Genomic DNA, 22340 nt, shown 5'->3' on the forward strand with positions numbered 1-22340 from the left:
TATGTCCCGGCCTTATAACGTCTTGGTTTTCCCGGCAGGGGAGATCAACTCCGCGGAGGTGCACGCGGCGCTTTCCTCGCAGGTGAACATCAAATTGTTCGGGGCCTGCTCGGTCGAGCGTTTCGGTCATCACATTTTTTCCAACTACAACAACACGCTGCCGAATATCGGGGCTGCAGAGTTTCTGCCCAAATTCAATGCGTTGCTCGAAGCGTGGGACATAGATCTGATCATCCCGACCCACGACACCGTCGTCGAATACATGGTTCAGATGCGGGGGCAGATCGCTCGGAAGTGCCTGATCCCGAGCGAAAACACGGCTGCCGCATGCAGGGACAAGAAGGTCGCGTATTTGCTTTTTGCCGATTGCACGTTTACACCGCGCGTGTTCGAAAGTCTGGGCGATGTCGGGGATGCTCCCGTCTTCGTCAAGCCCGCGCGTGGCCAAGGGTCTGTCGGTGCCCGGTTGATCAAGGCGGGCGAAGCGGCGGTGGCACGGATCCACTGGGACAACGAAGTCGTCTGCGAGTATTTGCCGGGCGACGAACTGACGGTCGATTGCTTTACCGACCGACACCGCCGGCTGCTCGGTGTTTTTCCGAGAACGCGCGAGCGTACGCTCGGTGGCATTTCGATTGCAGGTACGGCAATCGAGGCCAGCGACGAGATCATGAAGATCGCGTCGACCATTAACGATCGCCTTGAGTTTCTCGGGATGTGGTATCTCCAGTTGAAGCGGAGCGTATCGGGTGAATGGAAACTTCTCGAGATTTCGGCTCGATGTGCGGGTTCGCAGAACCTGACGCGGGCGCGTGGCGTGAACCTGCCGCTGCTGAGCGTCTACGCCGCGATGGGGCGGGATGTGGCGGTTCAGGAAAATCCGTATCGCGTGCGCATGGATCGCACGCTCACCAACCGGTACGACATCAATTACGAGTACGACACGGCCTATGTCGACTACGACGACACGATCACGTGCCCGAGCGGCGTGAATGTCGACATCGTCCGGCTGCTGTATCAGATGAGGAACGATGGTAAGAAGATCGTCTTGATGACACGGCACGAATACGATCTGGAGACATCGCTCAAGAACAATGCCATCTCCGAGGACCTGTTTGCGGAGATTGTGCACCTGAAGAATGGCGAACCGAAGGCTGATTTCATCCGGCCGGGGCGAGCCGTCTTTATCGACAATGCGTATGCCGAGCGGTGTGCCGTTCAGGCTGCGCACGGCATTCCGGTATTCGATGTCGACACGACAGAAGTGCTTCAGAAATGGATCAAATGAACGACGTAGTTGCAGAAAGGTCGAGCCGCTGTTTCCTGTTTGCGGCGTATTACCCGGATAACAAGGTCGACGACTTCGATCTATATCACCTGCAGAAGCTGGCGGCGTTGGGAGACGTTTTCTACTTCGTCGATGCAGCAGACTTCCCTGAGACAGAGCTTGCCCGCGTGCGGCCGCACGTCCGGTTTGCCGGTTTCGAGAAGCACGAGGAATATGATTTCGGTTCCTGGAAACGCTTGATCTCGAAGGTGGGGCTGGACGAACTGTCGTGCTATGACGAGATCGTCATCGTGAACAACTCGTCGATCCTGGTCGGAGATCTCGAACCGTATTTTGCCGCCTTCGAGCGGTCGCGCGCGCGTTTCGGGGCGATGCTGCTTCTGGACGAGCACTACAACGGTCCAGTTGTCCAACTGTCGGATTATCTGGTCAATCAGGACGTGCAGGTTGAGTCGGCGATGTTTCCGAGCTCTTTCTGGATCTTCCGACGGGAGCTCTTCCTTCAGCCCTTCGTTCAGAATCTTTTCGAAACCGTGAAGCCTGAGGCGGACCGGCTGCAGGTTTGCTATCGATACGAACGTGGCTTCAGTCGATCGGTCTTTCGGCATGCGGTCGAGTATCAGGTGTTCATTGACAAGGTATTCAAGCATTCATCGATTTACACGATGGACGCGTTTGAATTGGTCGACCTTGGGTTGCCCTATATCAAGAAGAAATTGTTTTCCCAGTTCTATTATCAGATCGATTTTTTGGATGCGAGAATAAATCGGCTGATCAAGAATATGTCTCCCGCGGTTGCATCGCTGTTGAAGACGCGGATTGGCAAGGATCGGGTGACCAGGGGCGCGCAATGAAGCTGAATCACGTCATTTCGAAACTAAAGACTACCGTCAATGCGCGCCGTTACGAAGCATTGCGCGATATTTTCGACGAGCAATGGTATCTCGAGCAGAATGCTGATGTTCGGGTGGCGAAGATCGACCCCTTCACGCATTTCATTCGATATGGTTGGGCCGAAGGGCGGGCGCCCAGCAGGAGCTTCACTCTCGACCGGCTGCGGGCGCGGCATGTCGAGCTGGCGGATGTCCATACTCTGGATGTGTTCGCTGATCGCTTCTCGCAAAGTCCGCAGACGTTCATCGAATACGATCGCCGGCAGCGCGAACTCTCCGCCGCGGTCGCACCGGCCGAGCGCCTGATCGTATTTTTCAACGTCGCCCGGGATGTTGTCGGTGGCGGCATGCTGTCGATCAATCGGTTCGTCGCGAATGCTCGTGCGCTCTTTGCGGATTCGGATACGACCCGGGTGGTGGTGTCGGGCGTTCCGCTTGGCATCGACGCAGTGAAGCATTCGTTTTTCCAGGCAGCCGCTCCACAGATCGAATTCCCATACATCCTGGAAGCGTCGAAGGCAGAGAACGTATGGCTCTTCCTGCCCGAGGTCTTCAGCATCGAATTCGCAGCGAAGCTGACCGCCGCCGAGCGTGAATGGCTGCTCACGCGACGGAAGCTGACGATCGTCGTTATGAACCAGAACGACGATCTGATGCCGAGCCCGAGTGATCTTCAGGGTGCGCTCTTCCCGCTGTCGCCGAATGTCATCGTGACAACGGCACATACGCGATATTGCACGCAGCGTTCGTCGTCGCGTTACGGCGTGCCGTTCAAGCAGTTGACGCCGTTCCTGCCGCCGGTCGCAGTAAAGGCACAGCAAGAGAAGGAACGCCTGATCATGCTGTCACCCGATCCGATCGAAGGTGATCCGTATGGAATCACGCGTGAACAGGTCGTCAAGACGCTCGAAGCCGCGTTGCCGGAGTTCAAGTTCGTGACCGTGCAGAACATGTCGGTGGACCAGTATCTCGACCTGGCTTCGCGCGCGATGTTCTCGCTAACCTTCGGCGAAGGGCTGGACGGTTATTTCATCGAACCGGTACTGGGTGGCGGCGTTTCGTTCGCCATCTATAACTCGACGTTCTTCCCCGAGCGCTTTCATGGAGCGAAAACGCTCTATCTCGGGTGGACCGAGTTGCTCGAGCAACTGCCGGCAGCCATTCGCGAACTGGCTGCGTCGCCGGATGCGTACGCGACCCAGGCGGCGGAACTGCATTCGCTCGTGGCAAGCGAATACTCGAATCAACGGAGTCTCGGCGAACTCTCGAGCCTGTTCGACGGTGAGGTCGATTATCGACCTGGCTCCGTCCTTGATGTGGCTGAAAACGATCTGAATATCAAGCGCGAGCTCGAGCTCCGTCATGACTTCCGTTTCTTGGATCTCGAAGCGGATGCGAGAGGGGTGATTACGCCGGACGGTGCGTTCCTCAGACACCTTGGCGGAGAGTTCTACAGTGTGCTGTATGAGGTCTATGTTCGCCGCGACTACGACTTCGATATTGATCCGGCGAGCGAATACGTCCTGGTCGATGTCGGCTGCAACTTCGGTCTGGTCAGCATCTACCTGACGAAACGATTCGGCAATATCGTGAAGTCGTATGCGTTTGAGCCGGCCAATCCGACAGCGCGGCTTGCGCGGAAAAACTTCGAGTACAACGTATCGGCCACGCCGATCGTCCTGAAACAGATCGGGTTGTCCGACAGCTTCGATCTCAAGACGCTGGAATTCATCCCGGACTGGTCGACGGCGTTCTCGACCGATAACGAGGTCCTGCTTCCGTACCTGCGTCAGTCGACGAGCCTCGGGCGTCGCACGCACGACAAGATCGAAGTCGAGGTGGTGCCGGCGTCGACGGAACTGGCCACTATCCTGGAGGAAAATCCGGGCAAGAAGATTCTCGTCAAATGCGATACGCAGGGCTCCGAATTTGCGATTGTCGAGAATCTGGAAGCCGCGGGCCTGCTGTCGAAAATCGATCAGTTTATTGTGGAAAGCCATTTCCGCGATCCGGCGCAACTGATCGCGTCGTTGCAAGGGGCTGGTTTCTCGGTAAATGCGCGGCTCGATTCTGCGGCCAACCAGGTATATACGATTACGGCGAATCGTCGGGACTCCAACGCCGGCTCGCCGCCTTCTGAACAGCAGGCTTGACTCGATCGTGAAAAAGCTAGAGATCGGCGGTTACCTTGGACTTGATGTACGGCAAGGGCGCCACTTTCATGAGGAAGGGCGCCGGTACAACACGGCGCGCAGTGCGCTTATCAGTGTCTGCAAGGCGTTGCGGGAGGCCGTTGACCGACCGTTGACGCTGTTGCTGCCGCGCTTCAATTGTCCGGATGTGGCCGAGGCACTGGAGGTGCATACCGATGTTGAGATGCGCTTCTATGGAATCGACGGGAATCTCGAGCCGATTCTTCCGGAGGTCGATACGGCCGACTCGATCTATTACTTCATCAACCTGTTTGGCTTGAAGTCGGCGTCGGCGGCCCGGCTTCCCGAAAACTCGATCGTCGATAACGTTCACGCGTTCTTCAGTCCCGCGGTCGACGGCATGCATACCCTGTACAGCGCCCGGAAGTTTTTCGGGGTGCCTGACGGCGCGTACCTGTACAGTGATCTTGCTCTCGAGGTACCGCCAGCATACGTATCGTGGGAGGAAAGCGCCTACCTGCTGCAGCGACTCGATGTCGGCGCTCCTGCGGGGTATGCAGGGTTTCAGCGTGCCGAGCATGCGCTCTCGGGTTCGCCCGTGCGCGGCATGTCGGCGCTTTCGCAGGCGCTGCTGGGCGGTCTGGATTACGAGGGTTTCGCGCGGCAGCGGCGGGAGAACTTTGAATACCTGCATGACGCGATCGGCGCCGCGAACGAACTGGCGCCGGTAATCGATCAGGCGCTTTCTGACAAGCATTTCGTGCCGCTGTGCTACCCGCATTTGCGCGAGGACGGGGAGCGTGTCCGGAGCTTCCTCATTGCGGAGGGAGTCTTTGTGCCTCGGTATTGGGCCGGGATTTCGGACGATTCGCGGGCGACGCCTTTCGAGCGGCACCTTGCGAAAAACTGCTTGCATCTGCCGATCGATCATCGATACGGCCGTGCAGACATGGATGAAATCGTCGCTCGAATCAAAATCGCTTGAAGCCGCTGCGAACCGCGGTGCGTTGACTGCTACCGCGGCGCGACTGGACGCCCAAAGGATCGATATCCGACTCTACAATGGCGGGGAAGCGCAAATTAGTCGAGCGGGGCGGCATTTGCGTTTATGCGCCCGATGTCGGCTAGCCGCGAGATCTGTCAAGCTCGCTTACGCAGGCCAAGATGCGTTCGGCCCGGTTCCTGTACGTGTGATCGTTGCGGGTACGTCGTTGAGCAGCGAGCGCCATCTCCGTCGCGCGTTTCCCGTCATCCCGCAGCATTTCTATGTGCTGGCGCAGCTCGGCGGGTGTGTCGAAAAGCAGTATTTCCCCTTTCGCTTCACTGTAGTAGTCGTCGATTTCCAACCCTTCCACGAACATACATTGCACGGTGCCGGCAGCGGCGGCCTCGAACGTGCGAGGCCCAGGGGTCGATGCATCGAGTTTGAAGCGCTCGTTGCCGAGGTCGAGGCGGCGCCCCATGTTCAGCGTGATCAGCGAACTCGAATAGAGAGCGGGGAGCTCGCTGTTGGGAATGCGCCGGTTCGTTGCGAACGGCAGGTCGCCGGGCCATTCGGCCCCCGTTACTTCCACCTTGAATCCCTGCAGTGAACTGGCGCAGTCGCGCAGCAGCTGGATCCGGTTCGGGAAGCCGACGCCGCAGAAGAACACGTCTCGGGCCATCGACTGGGCACGCGTATGAAAGTGCGCATCCGGATCGGCGGCTAGCGGCAAATGATGTACGTTCGGATGATTGTAGTGCGTGGCGCTCCATCGATCATTCGAGAAGATGATGTCGGCGAGCGGAATGATCTTCTGCGAGTAGTCGAATTCGTAAGGGTCGTCATGTAGCCAGAAGACGACGCATGCGCCAGAGTCGAGTGCTGCTTCCTTGAGGTCCAGGTAGTAGCTGACCGAAGGCATGGCTGATCCGAACACGACGATCAGATCGGACGATTCGGTGCGGGCGACGGCCGCCGCACTTTCCAGCGAGCATTCACGAACTCGTCCGACGGAGTCCAGCGCCTTGAATCCGTTGCACACATAGTTGCGCAGCGTGGCGTTATTGTTGATCGAATCGGGCGATGCGCCGGATACGAGTACATTGATTGCGTGGTTCATCGCGCTGCTCTGATGCGGTTGGCAAGGATGTGTAGCGTCGACCGAAGTCCGTTTGCTTGGTAGAAGCGACGCAGACGTTTGGCCTTGGCGACATACGAATGGCCGATGATCGGTTGCTCCGTGCCGATTTGCCAGCTCGGAGAGGAAAGAACGACGCCGAGTTCCTGAATCGGTGTGTGGGTCAGCTTCAGGTCGGGGTCAATACGGCGCGACGTATCGGACAGCAGGGACGCATATTCGCTGCGGAGTCGGTCGGCATGCTCCGTCACCTGCGCATACGCCTGCTCCGTTACGCCGGTCCGCAACGTTTCGAGCACGTCAGGTGCATCGACGAGCATATGGATCGTATCGATGAGCGCACCTTCGCTGTCGGGTGGAATCTTCAGGCCGTTCACTCCATGCGCGACGCGCTCACCCAGTGCGCCGATATCCGTGACGATCGGCACGAGCCCGAGTTGCCATGCTTCGGACAGCGTCAGGCAATACGTCTCCGGCCAGATAGAGATGTGCAGCGACACTTGACACTGACGAAGCTCGTCTGGCAATTGGTCCGGTGTGTAAGGGCCGTGAACGACGATGTTCGGATGCTTGTCCCGTTTTGACAGCCACGCATACTTTGGATCGATTCTGCCGAAAATGTGAAACTCGACAGGCGCATTCGCTAACAGCGGCAGCGAACGTGCGAGCACGTCGCCTCCTTTCTGCGTCGTCACGTTGCCGAGAAAAGCGACTTTCAGGGGTTTCGTCATGGATTGCCGGCGGGCGACCTCCCCATCCGGGACCGGCACCGGCAGAACGCGGACGTGCGGGTGCTGGCGCACGGACGGATAGATCCGCTCGAACACGTTCCGGCTGAAAGCGGTATTGAAGACGATCATGTCCAGGTGACGAAGGACATCGTTCCAGAACGCGCGACGGGTCGCCTGCGATCCGCTGACGATGTGCTGCTTGTGCCAGAGACACACGTCGCACTGCGAGATCGAGATATCCGGTGCGCCGCAGTACCTACCCTGATGCGAAAGCAGGTTGAATTCGTGGCAGGCGCCGAAATAGTCGTGTGCGGTAAAGGCGGTCGGCACGCCGAACTCTTTCGCCACATGAACCAGCGACGGCACGTGGCCGATGAAGTGGTGAAAGTGGACGAGGTCGACACCGTGTCGCTGAAGCACTTCGCGGAACGCGCGTTCACGTTCGCCGCAAGTCAGCAGCGCGGGCGAATAGCCGCTCGCGAACTCGAAATGCGCAATCTCGTCGTGGTTCTCCGACAGCACGTGAGTCGATTTCTGCCCCTTCATGTCGGGTGCATAGAACAGGATTTTCCACTCACTGCCCAGCGCTTGTCTCAGGCGGTCGAGATAGACTTCCACTCCGCCGAAGTTGCCGCGACTCATCAGATTGTGCGTGACAAACAGCAATGTGCGCGTCTTTTCGCGTATGGGTTCGATCTGCGCGGCCGGGAGGCTGGCTGTGCGATCGAGAAGCTTGCGGATTCGGCAGTCGTACGTATGTTGCTCAAGGGCTCGCTTTCTGGCCGCCTCGGCGATCGCGTTGCGATACGGTCGATCGTTGATGAGTCGTGTCGCTTTTTCCAGGAAGTCTTGTTCCGACGAAAACATAATGACTTCGTCATTGGGTACGAACGACCGATCGACCTCCGCCAGAGATTCGTGAATCATCTGGGCGCCACCGGCCAACGCGGCCTCGAACAGCCGGGGCGGCGGTGTTTCGGCAAACTCTCGACCGCCCGATGCGGAGAAAACGCGGGGCAGCATGAGCGTGATCGCGCTGCGATTGACGAATCTCGCGAAATCGACCGGAGATGTACGCCACGACAGCGCACTTTCCGGCATATCGACGCCGTGCGGCGGCAGGAACTGGTTGGTCGGCAATGCGATCTTGCACTTCCAGTCGGACGGAAAGCGCTTGAGGACAGACCTGAGAAAGGCGCTTCGATTCGGCCAGGCCGTACCCGCGAAAAATAGCTCGTATCGCAGCGGCTGATCTTCCGGGCAGACGGGGAGCGAATGAAATTCCGTTGAGCCTGCGAGCGGCAGATGGTTGCCTTTGGTACCGTACGCGTTGACGCTCGACGAGTCGTTGGTGAACACGAGATGGAAGATCTCCGCGTTCCGGACGTTGACGTTGATCTCGTAAGGATCTTCTGTCACCCACAGCACGGCCCGCCCGCATGCGCGCGCGAGCTGCGCGCACAGCGTTGCGTTCAGTTCCTCGCCATCGAACGCAATGAACAGGTTGCAGCGATTTGCATGGGCGATCGACATGGCGTCAATGGGATCGGCCTTTGCAACGAATTCCACTTCCGGATGGCGCTTGAGTGCACCGAGCACCGCAAGGCAGATGTAATGGTTCGGGTTGCGATATTTCGTGTCAAGCAGGAGGATGCGGAACATGGCCGGATTCATTCGATACTCTCAGGCGGTAGCGTTAGGTAACGCCTAGTACTTCCGTGGGGCGGGATCGTCCACCGGATGACGCACATCGGTGAAGAGCCGTATTTTACCTTACGCCTTTTATCGTGTTCCTCGCGAGGGACGGATGGCCATCACGAAAATTCCGGGCGCGGAGGCCGGCCTGGCCTGACATTCGCGATTCCCCGCGAGGACGCAGGCGCGATCGTGCGGCAATTGTGACAGCGATGCTAGTTGCGTAACGATTCGCAAATGGTCTTGTCGGCCAGTCCGCGCGCGCGTGTTCCGGTATCGGCGCGTTGTCTGCGTCCCCGACTGAGTCGCTCCCCGCCTGCCTGACGTCGCGTGCCTATCAGATTCGCGTCAGCAAGCGTCTGACTGCACGCAAGGGCGATGTCACGCGCCAACTGGTTGACGTCAGTATTTCCGCCTGCGACTTGAGCAGGCTTTCGAATTTGGCGCGCAATGTCGCCGTTTCTATCTCCGAAGCCGCCAATGTCTGACGGGCGACCTCGAATTGTGTCCGGATGCTTTGCAACGTTTCCGATAATGTCTGTTGTTGTTGTTCGCCGGCGCGAATTGCGCTGCTGAGCGATTCGATAGTTGACGCGAGCGACTCGGTGGCACGGATCTGCTCCTGGAGGGCTTCGTTACACGCGCGGGCCGATTGCTGTGCGGAGTGTGCGCGTCGGTCGAGTTGCCATTCGTATCGCAGGAGTGGCTCGATGTCGTCGAGGTAGGTACGCGCGTTGGCGATCGCGGTGCCGAGCGTCACGTTTTCGGGCGGGAGCCTGTTGCGAACTGCTTCGTCGAGCGCGGAAAACAGCGCTTTCGCTTGCCGTGGCAGCGTCTGAAGAGGGTGGAGATCCTGAGGGTCGAATCGCGTGTGTCGTAGGTTGTCGTCGAGAAACGTCCGTTCGAACGACTCGACCTCGGAATCGATTAGTGGCAGACCGAGTTCCGACGAAACGCGTTCCAGCTCCGGGCGAGGTGCGTTCATCAGTAAATCGTAGCTGACAAGGGTGCGCGTGAGGCCAACGGTTGCTTCGAGCGCGGAGACCGTGTGGGCAAGCCAGAGCGTATGGGCTTTTTCCTCGGCGAAGCCGTTGCGCTTGGCCAACGAGCGTGCGACGCTGATCGGATTGCGCACGGCGATTGCGTAGACGACACGGGACTGCAGGCTGGCGAAAATCGGCTGCCAGAACGGCAGCAGGCGGGAAATGCGCGGATCTTTCAACGCGAAGATCTTGCTGTCGCATTTCTCGCGCAGCACGGTAGCTGCCCTGAGCCGAAGTTCGTCCAGGTGATGCTCGTCGATGCGGCTCAGGTCGATCGGGGTCATAGCGTCCCAATCGAAGCCTGCGGCGTGCATGACCTCAATGTTGATCCGATTGATATCGACGTCCTCGAAGAATCCCTTGTCGTTATTACCCGTTTCTGCCGGTAACAGTTTCGAGCCGAGAGCGGCGCCGAGCGTTTCCATCGCTCGCGTCAACACACTTGTTCCGCTCCGATGCATGCCAAGCACCACGATCAAGGTAGGTGGGACGGATGAGCCGATTGACGCAGTATTGGGCATGGGGGAAATCGGGTTTAAATAGGGTGTGAGTGCTACTTTTTCCGTTGAGCGTGCCGACGTTGCCCGGAGGCAGGCAGTTCGGTCATGCGAGATATGCAGCGACGTTCTGACAGGATGCGTGGTCCGGATTACCTGACAAAGGGCCATTGTATAAACAGGCGATTGATGAATGTATTGGAACTCGACGAGTTGATCGACAGTTCATTACGATGTGTTACCAGTCCGCGCTAGGCGACGTCCGCCAGTTCCTGAGTGCGATTCATGTTATTGCGAAGTCTGTCGATCTTCCCAATCCGCCGGTCACGATGCTCGAGGGGCGCTGGTGCGGCCGGCATGAAGTCGCTGCCGTAGTCTATGCGTGTCGACGCATCGAGGGATCTGACGCTTGCCGGAACCTTCAATGGCTTCTTCTTCGGCATTCCGAAGCATCTGTCGGAGCAGGTCGACAAGAAGATTCATGCCGACCAGGCATCCATGTGGCTTGCAGTCAACATGGCCGATATTCCTTATCGTTATGATGTGTCGAGCGTCAACTGCTACATCCATTTCGAATGGCGGCCGTCGCTACCTCGATGCTGCGAAGGACGTCGTGCTGTTGCGCTATCACGATTCCAACCTCAACGAGGTGGACAAGCTTGATCCGTCGGCACCTCCTTGGCGATCGCCGAATCCGGGCCGTCGAGCTGGCAGGTAGGTCGGGCAAGGTTTCGAAAGCACGATGTTCTGGAAATTGCGATATAGCCGCTTCCCGGAGCGGGGATCGGATCGAGAGGCGAGAAACGTGAATACAAGCTTGTACTGCCTGTCGAGCAGGGCGCCGAGACGCCGGCAAGTAGTGTGCTGGACGTCGGATATGGTGATTTCAAGGTGGTCAAGCCGCTGAGCCTGAATCGGTACCTGGGCCTCGATACGTCTCGGCACGTGATCGAGATCGCGAGAGGAGTGCGTCCGGATTGGAGATTCCGGTATGTCGGCCGGATGCGTCGGCGTGAACCATCGTTTTGTCGGGAAGCAGTGCTGTGTTTCAAGGTATTGATTCATCGGTGTAGCCAGGCGGATTATCAAGCGCTGGTTCGGTTCCTGGTCAGTACACCGAGCGTACATTGCTAGTTTCTGGCTATGGTAGCGCCTATGAAGGCCGGGCCGCGAACTTGATGGTCTACTTTTGCAAGCCGCTGGACGAATCGGTTCGCAAGACCAGGAAGTTCAGGTCGGAGCGATCCGTCGGTTCACATTCGGACGTCACGATATTCCGTGGTGACGTCTAAGTGTGAGGCGGTGGGGCGAGCGCTGCCGACATACCAGCTAGCTCGTTACGCGTCCGGGGCGACACAATCGTGAAAATGACACAAGTCTGGTCGCGGGTGCGGAGGAATGTGGCACACTTGACGATGCCTTCCTTGATTTCGTGAAAACGTGGTATCTCCTTTCCCTAAGCCTCGTCCCAGCTATTTGTCGACGTCTGCAGACGCAGTACTTTCGGTTTCTGTCGTAACTTATCGCTCTGATGAGGCAATGCTTGCACAGACTTTCTCGAGCCTGCTTGCTGCCTGTCGAAGGCTGCGAGAATCCCGCCCCGGACTGGTCGTGAAGGTTTGTCTCGTCGACAACGGAAATGAAGCGGTGAAATTGGCGGCGGCCTGGAATGCATTTGACAGAGCGGACGTCGAATGTACCGTGTTGACCGGTCATGGCAATGTCGGCTACGCACGTGGTCATAATTTGTCGATCGAAACGGCACAGGGCGACTTTCACCTGATACTCAATCCCGATATCGACGCAGCGCCTGACGCGCTCGATCGAGCACTCGATTTTATGGACAAGCATCCGGCAGTTGGGTTGCTGACACCGTGGATCGGTGACGATCTCGGTGATGTCCAGTATCTTTGCCGACGTTTTCCTGCGCTGTTCGATCTGCTCGTTCGCGGCTTCCTGCCCGCGCGCTTGCGCCGGTGGTTTTCCGGCCGCCTCGCCCACTACGAAATGCGCGACGTGATCAACGATCACGACATCGTCTGGGATCCACCCATCGTCAGCGGCTGCTTCATGCTGTTCCGCACGGAAGTGCTGAAGAAACTGGGCGGTTTCGACCCGCGCTATTTCCTCTACTTCGAGGACTACGATCTCAGCCTGCGCACGCACGATGTCGCGCGCGTCGCGTATGTGCCGTCGGTCCGCGTGATCCATCACGGGGGGGGCGCGTCCCGCAAGGGCTTCGCGCACATCCGCATGTTCGCGGCATCCGCGTTCAAGTTCTACAACCGTTTCGGCTGGAGGCTGTGGTGAGTCATCTCGTCGTGACCGGTGCGAACGGCTTCGTCGGCCGTGCGGTATGCCGCCGCGCGCTGGAGGCCGGACATACCGTGACCGCCCTGGTGAGGCGTCCGGGCGCAACCATCGAAGGCGTGCGTGAATGGGTGCACGACGCAACCGATTTCGATGGCCTCGACGAGGGATGGCCAACGGATCTTGCCGCCGACTGCGTCATTCATCTCGCGGCACGCGTGCACGTGATGCGCGACGAGTCGCCAGACCCCGACGCCGCATTCGACGCGACCAACGTCGCCGGTACCTTGCGTCTCGCTAAAGCCGCGCGCCAGCATGGCGTGCGCCGCATCGTTTACGCGAGCAGCATCAAGGCGGTCGGCGAGAGCGACGGCGGGGTACCGCTGTCGGAAGCGGCGAGTCCCGACCCGCAGGATGCCTACGGCCGCTCGAAGCTGCGCGCGGAGCGGCAGCTGGCACAGTTCGGTGCGTCGAACGGGCTCGACGTCGTGGTCGTTCGGCCGCCGCTGGTTTACGGTCCGGCGGTGCGTGCGAACTTCCTGCGCATGATGGACGCGGTTGCGCGCGGGATGCCGCTGCCGCTCGGTTCCATCCCGGCACGCCGCAGCATCGTCTACGTCGACAACCTGGCCGACGCACTGCTGCGATGCGCGATCGATCCGCGCGCGGCCGGAGAATGCTTCCACGTCGCCGACGACGACGCGCCGTCGGTCACGGGCCTGTTGCGCCTGGTCGGCGACGCGCTCGGCAAGCCGGCGCGGCTGATTGCCGTCCCGTCCGCCGTGCTGCGGGCGCTCGGCGCACTGACCGGCCGCCGCGCGGCGATCGACCGCCTGACCGGCAGCCTCCAGCTCGATACGGGTCGGATCACGCGCGTGCTCGACTGGCATCCGCCTTATACGACAAGACAAGGCCTCGAAGCGACGGCCGCATGGTATCGTTCGCGCGACACACAACAATAATCGCCATGTTTCTCCCGATATCCACGTGGCCCGAAGCGGCCGCGGTGGCGCTGGCCGCAGCCATCGCGTCCACGGCCATCCTGCGCATGCTGCTCGCGACCGGCCTCGCGTGGCGCCTTGCCACCGACATTCCGAACGACCGTTCGCTCCATACATTGCCGACGCCACGCGTCGGCGGATGGGGCATCGTCCCGGTTTGCGTCGTTGCGCTGCTCGCGCTGGCGCCGCACTTGTGGCTGATCGCCATCGCCGCCGCCGGACTCGCCGCGGTGTCGCAGATCGACGACCGGCGCGGGCTGCCCGCCCGCGTGCGGTTCTCGGCGCATCTCGCGGCGGTCGTCGCGCTGATCGCCGTGTTCCCGGCCGACGCACCGTGGTGGCTGCTGGCCGGCATCGGTTTCGCGATGGTCTGGCTGACGAACCTGTACAACTTCATGGACGGCGCCGACGGCCTCGCGGGCGGCATGGCGCTGTTCGGCTTCGGCGCATATGCGGTCGCGGCGCTGACTGGCCCGATGCCGTCACCGGATCTGGCCGTGGCCGGCTCGGCCGTCGCCGGCGCCGCGCTCGGCTTTCTGCTGCTGAATTTCCACCCGGCCAGACTCTTTCTCGGCGATGCTGGCTCGATTCCGCTCGGATTCCTGGCCGGTGCGCTCGGCTATTGGGGCTGGCGGGCCGGCGTCTGGCCGATCTGGTTCCCGGCGCTGGTGTTCGCTCCCTTTATCGCCGACGCATCTGTAACACTTTTGAGACGACTGTTACGTGGCGAAAAGTTCTGGCAAGCGCACCGGGAGCATTATTATCAAAGAATGGTCCGAGCGGGCGTAGGTCACCGCCGGACCGCTCTTTATTGGTACCTCATCATGCTCGCAGGCATAATCGTCGCCGTGTGGGCAAAGGGCCGCCCGGAACTGCAGCAGTGGCTGTCGTTCTTCGCGTGGTACGGCGTCCTGGCATGTATCGGACTGGTAATCGACATGCGCTGGCGCCGGTTTCAGTCGGCCGCCGAAAATAACTCTTGAGGTTTCCTGCCGATGTTGCGATCCAAAGCATCATGGCTTTCGCTGAGCGCTTTCCTGTTTGACCTGACGGCGGTCACCGCCGCGTGGTTGTTCGCCTATCTTGTCCGATTCAACGGCAGCGTTCCGTCCGATTTCATGGGCGGCGCGCTGACGGCGCTCGTCTGGGTGCTGCCGGTCTACGCGCTGATGTTCCACGTGTTCGGCCTGTATCGCGGCCTGTGGGTGTTCGCGAGCCTTCCGGACCTGGTTCGGATTTCGAAGGCGGTGATTGGCGGCGGCGTGATCGTGATGATCGGCGCCGTGATGTTCCAGCCGTCGCCGATCATCCCGCGCTCGGTGTTGCTCGTGTCGCCGCTGATGCTGTTCCTCGCGATGGGCGGCGCTCGTGCGCTGTACCGCGCAACGAAGGAGTTCTACCTGTACGGCGGGCTGGTCGGGCAGGGCAAGCCGGTGCTCGTGCTCGGCGCCGGCACGGCCGGCGCGAGCCTCGCGCGCGAACTGTCGCGTTCGGGGGAATGGCGTCTGGTGGGCCTCCTCGACGACGATCCGACCAAGCAGGGGCGCGAGATCTACGGCTACAAGGTGCTCGGCTCGTTCAACGACCTGAAGCACTGGACCGATGCGATGAAGGTCGAATACGCGATCATCGCGATTCCGTCGGCATCCGTCGAAACACAGCGCCGCGTCGCGACGCTGTGCGTGCGCGCCGGCGTGAAGGCGATGGTGCTGCCGTCGCTGACCGCGCTGATGCCGGGGCAGGGGTTCCTGTCGCAGGTGCGCAATATCGATCTCGAGGACTTGCTCGGACGCGATGCCGTCACGATCGACACGCCGCACGTCGAGGCGCTGCTGCGCGGCCGCGTCGTGATGGTAACCGGCGCGGGCGGTTCGATCGGTTCCGAGCTGTGCCGGCAGATCCTACGCTTCAAGCCGGCGCAACTGGTCGCGTTCGATCTCTCCGAATATGCGATGTACCGGCTCACCGAGGAACTGCGCGAGCGCTTCCCCGACCAGCCCGTCGTACCGATCATCGGCGACGCGAAGGATTCGCTGCTGCTCGACCAGGTGATGTCGCGCTATGCGCCGCATATCGTTTTCCACGCGGCCGCGTACAAGCACGTGCCGCTGATGGAGGAGCACAACGCGTGGCAGGCGCTGCGCAACAACGTGCTGGGCACCTATCGCGTCGCCCGCTCGGCGATCCGCCACAACGTGCGCCATTTCGTGCTGATTTCGACCGACAAGGCCGTCAATCCGACCAATGTGATGGGCGCGAGCAAGCGGCTCGCCGAGATGGCGTGCCAGGCGTTGCAGCAGACGAGCGAAGGCACGCAGTTCGAGACGGTGCGTTTCGGCAACGTGCTCGGCAGCGCCGGCAGCGTGATCCCGAAGTTCCAGCAGCAGATCGCGAAAGGCGGCCCGGTGACGGTCACGCATCCCGAGATCACGCGGTTCTTCATGACGATTCCGGAAGCGTCGCAACTCGTGCTGCAGGCGTCGAGCATGGGGCACGGCGGCGAGATTTTCATTCTCGACATGGGCGAGCCGGTCAAGATCGTGGATCTCGCACGCGATCTGATCCGTCTCTACGGCTTCTCGGAAGGGCAGATCCGGATCGAATTCACGGGGCTGCGTCCGGGCGAGAAACTCTACGAGGAACTGCTCGCGGACGACGAGACGACCACGCGCACGCCGCATCCGAAGCTGCGGATCGCACGTGCGCGGGAAGTGCCGGACCATCTGCTCGACGAGCTGTTGCCGTGGCTGATGCAGCACCGCGTGCTGAGCGACGACGAGGTGCGTCGGGATCTGCGGCGCTGGGTGCCGGAATATCAGACGACCGTCGCCCCGGTGCTGCAGAGCGTGCCGATGGTGCGAGCCGTATCGAACGAATGAGCGCTCGCGGACGCCGCCCACGTTGGCCCCGAGCATGAAAAAAGCGCCCCGCGAGGCGCTTTTTTCGTTTTGGGTGCTGGACTCACTGCCCGCGTCTTTCCTTTCTCACCACCATCCACCGCGGCACCTTGAACCTGACGATGCTGAGATAAAGCCACACATACGTCAGCGCGAACAGCACGACAAAAACGAACAGATGCACCGTGTGCCGCCAGAACAGCGTCGCCGGAATCACCGCAACGAGGCACAGCAGCCAAAGATAAGGCGACGTCAGCGAATTGCGCCGCGTGAGGTCGTGCGCATGCTTCGTCCCGACGGCCCAGCGCATCAGCCGCTTGTACACGAGCATATGAAGATGCACGCCGTCCGGAATCCCCGGCGACATCCCGCGGATGAACTTCTTCCGGTAGATCGAGAAACACGTCTCGAAGATCGGATACATGAACAGCAGCACCGGATACCACGCCGACACTTCGCGATTGCGCATCACGAGCATGATCGCGAGTTCGGCGAGCATGAAGCCGATGAAATACGCGCCGCCGTCGCCGAGGAAGATCAGCCCCGCGGGGAAATTCCACAGGAAGAAGCCGAGCACGGCGCCCATCATGATGATCGACGCCGACATCACGACCGGGTCGTTGACGTGGAACGCAACATACGCAAGCGACGCGAACATCATGAAGCTGACCATCGACGCGAGGCCGTTGAAGCCGTCGATGATGTTGATCGCGTTGGCCAGCGCCGCGACCGCGAGCACCGTGATGAACGCCGAAATGGCCACGTAGCCGAGCAGGAAGTCGAGCGGCGGCACGCTGATCCGCTTGACCGCGATGCCCAGCAGCCAGAACGCCAGCGCGGCCGCGCCCATCGTGCAGAGCAGCCGCGCGCGCGGCGACACGCGCTTGGTCAGGTCCTCGACGAGGCCCGACAGGAACGCCGGCATCCCGCACGCGACGATCCCGAGAATGCTGCCGGCGATCGTCGGATAGCGCCGCGACACGAGCAGCGCGGCAATGACGACCCCGGCGAGGATCCCGATGCCCCCGACACGCGGCACCGGCCGTACGTGGAATTTCTGCACGCCGGCCAGGTCGCTGTCGACCGAGAATTTCTCGTGCAGATGCGCATAGCGCACGATGAACAACGTGACGAGCAGGGAGACGATGAAGCCGGACGCGAAGCTGAGCATGGGATCGCTCGAAAAATGGACAGCGGATTATACAAAACCGCGGGGGTTCCCCTCCTGCCATTTCCAGTGGTCGGCGCACATCTCGTCGATCCCGAGCGTCGCGCGCCAGCCGATGAGGTCGGCCGCGGCCTGCGGATTCGCATAGCACTCGGCGATGTCGCCCGGGCGGCGCGCGACGAGTTCGTACGGCACCGGGCGGCCCGACGCCTTCTCGAACGCGCGCACGACTTGCAGCACGCTGTAGCCCTGGCCCGTGCCGAGGTTCACGACGAAGCTCGCATCGCGCTTCGCGAGCGCGTCGAGCGCGGCGATGTGCCCCTTCGCGAGATCGACGACGTGGATGTAGTCGCGCACGCCGGTGCCGTCCGGCGTCGGGTAGTCGGAGCCGAACACGCGCAGCTTCTCGAGCTTGCCGACCGCGACCTGCGCGACGTACGGCATCAGGTTGTTCGGGATGCCGGCCGGATCCTCGCCGATCAGCCCGCTCGCATGCGCGCCGACCGGGTTGAAGTAGCGCAGCGTCGCGATGCGCCACGACGGGTCCGATACCTCGAGATCGCGCAGGACCTGCTCGGCGATCAGCTTCGACTGGCCGTACGGGTTGGTGGCCGACAACGGGAACGATTCGTCGATCGGCGAGCGCTCCGGCACGCCGTACACGGTCGCCGACGAGCTGAACACGAACTGCCGGACGTTGCGCTCGCGCATGATCTTGAGCACCGAGAGCAGCCCGCCAAGGTTGTTCTGGTAATACTCGAGCGGCTTCGCGACCGATTCGCCGACCGCCTTGAGCGCCGCGAAATGGATCGTGCCCGTGATCGGATGCGCGTCGAACACCTTCGCGAGCGCGGCTTCGTCGCACACGTCGACCTGGTGGAACGCGGGCGTCCTGCCGGTAATCCGCTCGATGCGCCGGACGGACTCGGCCTTGCTGTTGACGAGGTTGTCGACGATCACGACATCGTAGCCGTTGTCGAGCAGCTCGACGGCCGTGTGCGAGCCGATATAGCCCGCTCCGCCGGTAACGAGGATGGTGCCTTTAGCGGTCATGCTGATGCGCTCCTTCAGAGTGTGATGCCGGTCAATGTATGAATGGTCTGCCGGTAGCGTTCGACGACTTGCTGCTCGTCGAATTCCGCGCTCACCTTGCGGCGGCCGCGCGCGCCCATCGCGTCGCGTCCGGCGGTCCCGAGTTCGATCATGCGGATCAGCTGCTCCGCGAGGCTCGCACTGTCGCGCACGCGGCACAGGAAGCCGGTTTCGCCGTCGGCGACGACGTCGCGGCAACCCGGCACGTCGGTCGCGACGATCGGGCGGCCCATCGCGGACGCTTCCATCAGCGTGCGCGGCACGCCCTCGCGGTACGACGGCAGCACGACGCAGTCGGCCGCCGCGATGTGCGGGCGCACGTCGTGCGCCTCGCCGAGATACTCGACGACACCGTCGCCGACCCACGCGTCGACGTCCGCGCGGCCGATCGCGCTCGGATTGTCGACGCCGAGCGGCCCGAGCAGCTGGAAGCGCGCATCCGGGTAGCGATCCCGCACGACGCGCGCGGCCTCGACGTATTCGCGCACGCCCTTGTCCCACAGCAGCCGGCCGATCAGGATGAACACGGGGCCACGGCCGGCGGGCAGCGGCACCGGCGCGAACTGGTCGAGATCGACGCCTTCGCCGTGCAGCAGCCGCGCGCGCTCGGGGTGCGCGAGCAGCTGCTCGTCGGTGAAGGTCGCGAGATCGTCGCGGTTCAGGAACCAGACTTCACGCGGAAAGCGGAACGCGAACCGGTACAGGCGCTTCGCGACGCTCGCCGCACGGCTTTTCTGGATGAACACGTAGCCGAGGCCGGTCGTGACCGCGATCGACGGCACGCGCGCGAGCCACGCGGCGATCGACCCGTAGATGTTCGGCTTGATCGTGTAATGGAACACGAGATCGGGCTCGAGCGCGCGGTAATGGCGCACCAGCGCGGCAAGCGTGCCGAGATCCTCGCGCGGGCTCGTGCCTTTCGACGCGACGGCGAGCGCGACGTAGCGGCAGCCCATCTGCTCGAGCAACGGCACCGTGCGGTCGTGCGGCGCGATCACGATGACCTCGGCGCCGCGCGCGACGAGCGCACGGATCAGCCCGTGGCGGTACGTGTAGATCGCCCAGGCCGTGTTGCAGACGAGCGCGATGCGCAGCGAGGAGGTAGCGGACATGAAAAAAAGAAAAAAATAAAGCGTCGAAAATGCCGGAGGCGGGCTACGCGGACGGCCGCGCGGCGAACAGCGTCTGCTTGATCCGCTGCAGCGTACGGTACGGCGTCACGAAATGCAGCAGGTTCTTGGCGAGGCCGGCCCAGTCGTACGGGTTCAGCACGTTGAAGTGCCGCAGCAGCAGCGATAGCGTCGATATCAGCTGGCGGCGGCGCTTGGTCGCGCTGATCCCGCCCTCGTTGAGCTCGTAGTAGAGGCCGAGCTCGGGCAGGTTCGCGCAATCGTAGCGTTGCATTAACCGTAAAAAAAGATCGAGATCCTCGGCCGCGCGATACTTCGCGCGGTAATTGCCGACTTCGCGCACGGCGTCGATGCGCAGCATGACCGACGGATGCACGAGCGGCGAGCGCAGGAAGCGCGTGCGGCGCAGCGTGCGCGGGTCGGCGGGCGGGGTCAGCATGAAGCGCGGCTCGCCGGCACGCGACACGACCTGGGTCCACATGCCGACGCAGGCCACGCGCGGGTGCGCATCGAGATACGCGCGCTGTTTCGCGAGGCGCCGCGGCGCGGCGAGGTCGCCGGCGTCGATGCGGGCCGCGAAGCGGAAGCCGCGCGCCGCGAGCGCGTCGATGCCGGCCTCGAGCGCGCGCTCGATGCCGCCGTTGCGCGGCATGCGCAGCACCTCGACCGCAAGGCCGGGCAGGTCGGGCGCCACGATCGGCGGCGTGCTGCCGTCGTCGACGATCAGCACGTGCACCGGCGCGTCCTCGCGAAACGACGCGAGGGTGCGCACGACGTCGTCGTGGCCGTTGTAGGCCGGCATCAGCACGGCCACGTCGTCGAGCGGGGGCGGGCAATCGGGAGACGTCATGGGCGCAGCTTGAAACGAATGTAATAAAAATTAACGGCGGCGGCGGCGAGATAGCCGGCCGCCAGCCCGACGAGCGCGCCGTACAGGCCGAGCCGGGGGATGGCGAACACGTTGACGAGCGCGGCGATCGCGAGCGCGAGCACCCATTTCGCCAGCAACACGAATTTTGCTTGATATTTGAGAACGATAAGATTGCCTATCGCCTCGATGCCGGCCGGCACGGACAGCCAGACGGCCCAGCGGAAGATGTCGACCGACGCCTCGTAACCGCGGCCGAACACCTTGCCGACGATGAGCGGCGCGGCCGCGTCCAGCACCAGCGCGCCGGCCGTCATCAGGCCGGCGGTCATCGCGATCAGCCGGACGATGTTGCGGCGCAGCCGCGCGACGTCCTGCACGCGGTACACGAACGCGGGCGCGATGGTCTGCGCGAGCATCAGCGCGAGCGTGATCCAGTTCTCGTTGAGCTGCTGGGCCGCCGAGTAGCGGCCGAGGTCGGCGAACGACACGTGACGCTCGAGCATCAGGCGATCGAGCTTCAGGAACAGGTACATGCAGATCAGGCCGAGCCAGAACACGGTGCCGGCGGTGGCAAAGTGCCTGAACAGCGGTTTGTCGAACGTCCAGCCGAGCGCGCCGCCGTTACGATGGCGGAAGTAGAGCAGCAGCGCGAAGCCGATCACGGCGGCCTCGAGCGCCCACAGCCACGCGAAGCGGGCAGGGCCGGCGGCCGCGCGGACCAGCAGCCAGACGAAGAGCGCCTTCGCCAGCGCGGTGAGCATGCTGGTGACGAGCTGCGGCTTGCTGTAGGTCAGGCTCTGCAGCCACGCGTTGATCACGCCGACGAACGGCTCGCGGAACACCATCGTGACCGCGAGGCCCGCGAGCATCGCGCCGACGAGCGGGTCGAACGCGCCGGCGCCGATCGCGATCCAGGTCGCGACGAGCGCGACGGCGGACACGCCGATGCGCAGCACGAAGGCGCTGCCGAGCACCGCGCCGAGTTGCGCGGGCGGGCGCTGGACGATGGTCGGAACCAGGATTTCGGCGCCGCACACCCAGGTGAGCGGCGCCAGTACGAGGAGAAGCGTATTCGCATACTGCCATTTGCCGAACACGTCCGGCCCGAAATAACGGGCCAGAAGACCGCTGATCGCGATCGCGACGCCGATCTGCGTGAGCCGTTCGAGCCCCAGCCAGACGAGATTCGCGACGGCCTTCGCGACGTCCGGGTTGCCGAATCGCTTCAGCATGCGGGGCAGCCGCGCGAGCGGAAGGCGGCCGGCAGGGCGCCCGAAGGCGGCGGGTTGGCGGCGGCGGAGCGGCTAGGCATTAAAATGGACAAAATACGCGTCATCAAAACCCGCGATTATAAGTGGGATCGGGGCCGCTCCAGCCGTCCCGTTCCTTGTTCCGCAAGGCCCGCATGTACGATGGCCGGCATGCGCGAAAGGCGGCCAGATTATTTTCCA

At 61.9% G+C, this 22340-nt stretch carries 17 protein-coding genes; 9 read left to right on the forward strand and 8 right to left on the reverse strand.

All coding sequences use genetic code 11. The features are described from left to right. The first annotated feature begins 1 nt into the window (after position 1). The 4 genes from U4Z64_RS11720 to U4Z64_RS11735 are packed head-to-tail and all read left to right on the forward strand — an operon-like array spanning position 2 to position 5319. Positions 2-1288 carry an ATP-grasp domain-containing protein gene (locus tag U4Z64_RS11720; RefSeq protein WP_321820029.1) on the forward strand — a complete coding sequence of 429 codons (1287 nt, stop codon included), beginning with the start codon at positions 2-4 and terminating at the stop codon, positions 1286-1288. Then, on the forward strand, positions 1285-2142 hold the full coding sequence (locus U4Z64_RS11725; RefSeq protein WP_321820030.1) for a rhamnan synthesis F family protein: 858 nt from the start codon (positions 1285-1287) through the stop codon (positions 2140-2142). The genes U4Z64_RS11720 and U4Z64_RS11725 overlap by 4 nt, the downstream gene beginning before the upstream one ends. Next, positions 2139-4334 (forward strand): FkbM family methyltransferase, encoded by a 2196-nt coding sequence (locus U4Z64_RS11730; RefSeq protein WP_321820031.1) that lies wholly within the window; start codon positions 2139-2141, stop codon positions 4332-4334. Before U4Z64_RS11725 ends, U4Z64_RS11730 begins: the two co-directional genes overlap by 4 nt. Positions 4335-4341: 7 nt before the next feature. Next, positions 4342-5319, forward strand: a complete 978-nt coding sequence (locus U4Z64_RS11735) for a hypothetical protein (protein WP_321820032.1) — start codon at positions 4342-4344, stop codon at positions 5317-5319. Positions 5320-5458: 139 nt separating this feature from the next. Here the strand turns inward: U4Z64_RS11735 and U4Z64_RS11740 are convergent, their stop codons facing one another. The 3 genes from U4Z64_RS11740 to U4Z64_RS11750 all read right to left on the reverse strand — a co-directional run bounded on the left by U4Z64_RS11740 (position 5459) and on the right by U4Z64_RS11750 (position 10348). Further along, entirely contained in the window at positions 5459-6436 is a 978-nt protein-coding gene (locus U4Z64_RS11740; RefSeq protein ID WP_321820033.1) for a glycosyltransferase family protein, read from the reverse strand. Further along, a complete protein-coding gene (locus U4Z64_RS11745) occupies positions 6433-8859 on the reverse strand; it encodes a glycosyltransferase family protein (protein ID WP_321820034.1) in 2427 nt (808 codons plus the stop codon). Before U4Z64_RS11745 ends, U4Z64_RS11740 begins: the two co-directional genes overlap by 4 nt. Before the next feature lie 358 nt (positions 8860-9217). Next, complete coding sequence (locus tag U4Z64_RS11750) at positions 9218-10348, reverse strand: hypothetical protein (protein ID WP_321820035.1); 1131 nt, start codon at positions 10346-10348, stop codon at positions 9218-9220. Positions 10349-10798: 450 nt separating this feature from the next. Between U4Z64_RS11750 and U4Z64_RS11755 the strand changes: the two genes are divergently transcribed. The 5 genes from U4Z64_RS11755 (at position 10799) to U4Z64_RS11775 (ending at position 16610) form a co-directional block, all read left to right on the forward strand. Beyond that, on the forward strand, positions 10799-11083 hold the full coding sequence (locus U4Z64_RS11755) for a hypothetical protein (protein WP_321820036.1): 285 nt from the start codon (positions 10799-10801) through the stop codon (positions 11081-11083). Positions 11084-11896: 813 nt separating this feature from the next. Next, positions 11897-12730, forward strand: coding sequence for a glycosyltransferase family 2 protein (locus U4Z64_RS11760; RefSeq protein WP_415750566.1), 834 nt, complete (start codon positions 11897-11899; stop codon positions 12728-12730). Then, positions 12727-13692: an SDR family oxidoreductase gene (locus U4Z64_RS11765; RefSeq protein WP_321820038.1), complete on the forward strand. Its 966-nt coding sequence runs from the start codon at positions 12727-12729 to the stop codon at positions 13690-13692. The genes U4Z64_RS11760 and U4Z64_RS11765 overlap by 4 nt, the downstream gene beginning before the upstream one ends. Before the next feature lie 5 nt (positions 13693-13697). After that, a complete protein-coding gene (locus U4Z64_RS11770) occupies positions 13698-14714 on the forward strand; it encodes a glycosyltransferase family 4 protein (RefSeq protein WP_321820039.1) in 1017 nt (338 codons plus the stop codon). 12 nt (positions 14715-14726) lie between these two features. Continuing rightward, the gene (locus U4Z64_RS11775; protein WP_321820040.1) at positions 14727-16610 is read left to right on the forward strand and encodes a nucleoside-diphosphate sugar epimerase/dehydratase; all 1884 of its coding nucleotides are present in this window, start codon (positions 14727-14729) and stop codon (positions 16608-16610) included. An 82-nt stretch (positions 16611-16692) separates the two neighbouring features. On the opposite strand, the gene U4Z64_RS11780 is transcribed toward U4Z64_RS11775, so the two are convergent. The 5 genes from U4Z64_RS11780 to U4Z64_RS11800 are packed head-to-tail and all read right to left on the reverse strand — an operon-like array spanning position 16693 to position 22121. Continuing rightward, positions 16693-17799: an MraY family glycosyltransferase gene (locus U4Z64_RS11780; RefSeq protein ID WP_044846277.1), complete on the reverse strand. Its 1107-nt coding sequence runs from the start codon at positions 17797-17799 to the stop codon at positions 16693-16695. 27 nt (positions 17800-17826) lie between these two features. Further along, positions 17827-18849: a UDP-glucose 4-epimerase GalE gene (gene galE / locus U4Z64_RS11785; protein ID WP_321820041.1), complete on the reverse strand. Its 1023-nt coding sequence runs from the start codon at positions 18847-18849 to the stop codon at positions 17827-17829. 14 nt (positions 18850-18863) lie between these two features. Next, positions 18864-20000, reverse strand: a complete 1137-nt coding sequence (locus tag U4Z64_RS11790; protein WP_321820042.1) for a glycosyltransferase family 4 protein — start codon at positions 19998-20000, stop codon at positions 18864-18866. 43 nt (positions 20001-20043) lie between these two features. Then, positions 20044-20868: a glycosyltransferase gene (locus U4Z64_RS11795; protein ID WP_044846274.1), complete on the reverse strand. Its 825-nt coding sequence runs from the start codon at positions 20866-20868 to the stop codon at positions 20044-20046. Next, the gene (locus U4Z64_RS11800; protein ID WP_321820043.1) at positions 20865-22121 is read right to left on the reverse strand and encodes an oligosaccharide flippase family protein; all 1257 of its coding nucleotides are present in this window, start codon (positions 22119-22121) and stop codon (positions 20865-20867) included. Before U4Z64_RS11800 ends, U4Z64_RS11795 begins: the two co-directional genes overlap by 4 nt. Positions 22122-22340: the final 219 nt, after the last annotated feature.

This window comes from Burkholderia sp. BCC1996 (assembly GCF_905339955.1).
Classification (GTDB): Bacteria; Pseudomonadota; Gammaproteobacteria; order Burkholderiales; family Burkholderiaceae; genus Burkholderia.

Excerpts from the sequence above, each read along its gene's own strand:
- U4Z64_RS11720 (WP_321820029.1), top strand. The coding sequence starts at position 2 with ATGTCCCGGCCTTATAACGTCTTGGTTTTCCCGGCAGGGGAGATCAAC.
- U4Z64_RS11725 (WP_321820030.1), top strand. The coding sequence starts at position 1,285 with ATGAACGACGTAGTTGCAGAAAGGTCGAGCCGCTGTTTCCTGTTTGCG.
- U4Z64_RS11730 (WP_321820031.1), top strand. The coding sequence starts at position 2,139 with ATGAAGCTGAATCACGTCATTTCGAAACTAAAGACTACCGTCAATGCG.
- U4Z64_RS11740 (WP_321820033.1), bottom strand. The coding sequence starts at position 6,436 with ATGAACCACGCAATCAATGTACTCGTATCCGGCGCATCGCCCGATTCG.
- U4Z64_RS11745 (WP_321820034.1), bottom strand. The coding sequence starts at position 8,859 with ATGAATCCGGCCATGTTCCGCATCCTCCTGCTTGACACGAAATATCGC.
- U4Z64_RS11750 (WP_321820035.1), bottom strand. The coding sequence starts at position 10,348 with ATGGAAACGCTCGGCGCCGCTCTCGGCTCGAAACTGTTACCGGCAGAA.
- U4Z64_RS11755 (WP_321820036.1), top strand. The coding sequence starts at position 10,799 with ATGCGTGTCGACGCATCGAGGGATCTGACGCTTGCCGGAACCTTCAAT.
- U4Z64_RS11770 (WP_321820039.1), top strand. The coding sequence starts at position 13,698 with ATGTTTCTCCCGATATCCACGTGGCCCGAAGCGGCCGCGGTGGCGCTG.
- U4Z64_RS11775 (WP_321820040.1), top strand. The coding sequence starts at position 14,727 with ATGTTGCGATCCAAAGCATCATGGCTTTCGCTGAGCGCTTTCCTGTTT.
- U4Z64_RS11780 (WP_044846277.1), bottom strand. The coding sequence starts at position 17,799 with ATGCTCAGCTTCGCGTCCGGCTTCATCGTCTCCCTGCTCGTCACGTTG.
- galE (WP_321820041.1), bottom strand. The coding sequence starts at position 18,849 with ATGACCGCTAAAGGCACCATCCTCGTTACCGGCGGAGCGGGCTATATC.
- U4Z64_RS11790 (WP_321820042.1), bottom strand. The coding sequence starts at position 20,000 with ATGTCCGCTACCTCCTCGCTGCGCATCGCGCTCGTCTGCAACACGGCC.
- U4Z64_RS11795 (WP_044846274.1), bottom strand. The coding sequence starts at position 20,868 with ATGACGTCTCCCGATTGCCCGCCCCCGCTCGACGACGTGGCCGTGCTG.
- U4Z64_RS11800 (WP_321820043.1), bottom strand. The coding sequence starts at position 22,121 with ATGCTGAAGCGATTCGGCAACCCGGACGTCGCGAAGGCCGTCGCGAAT.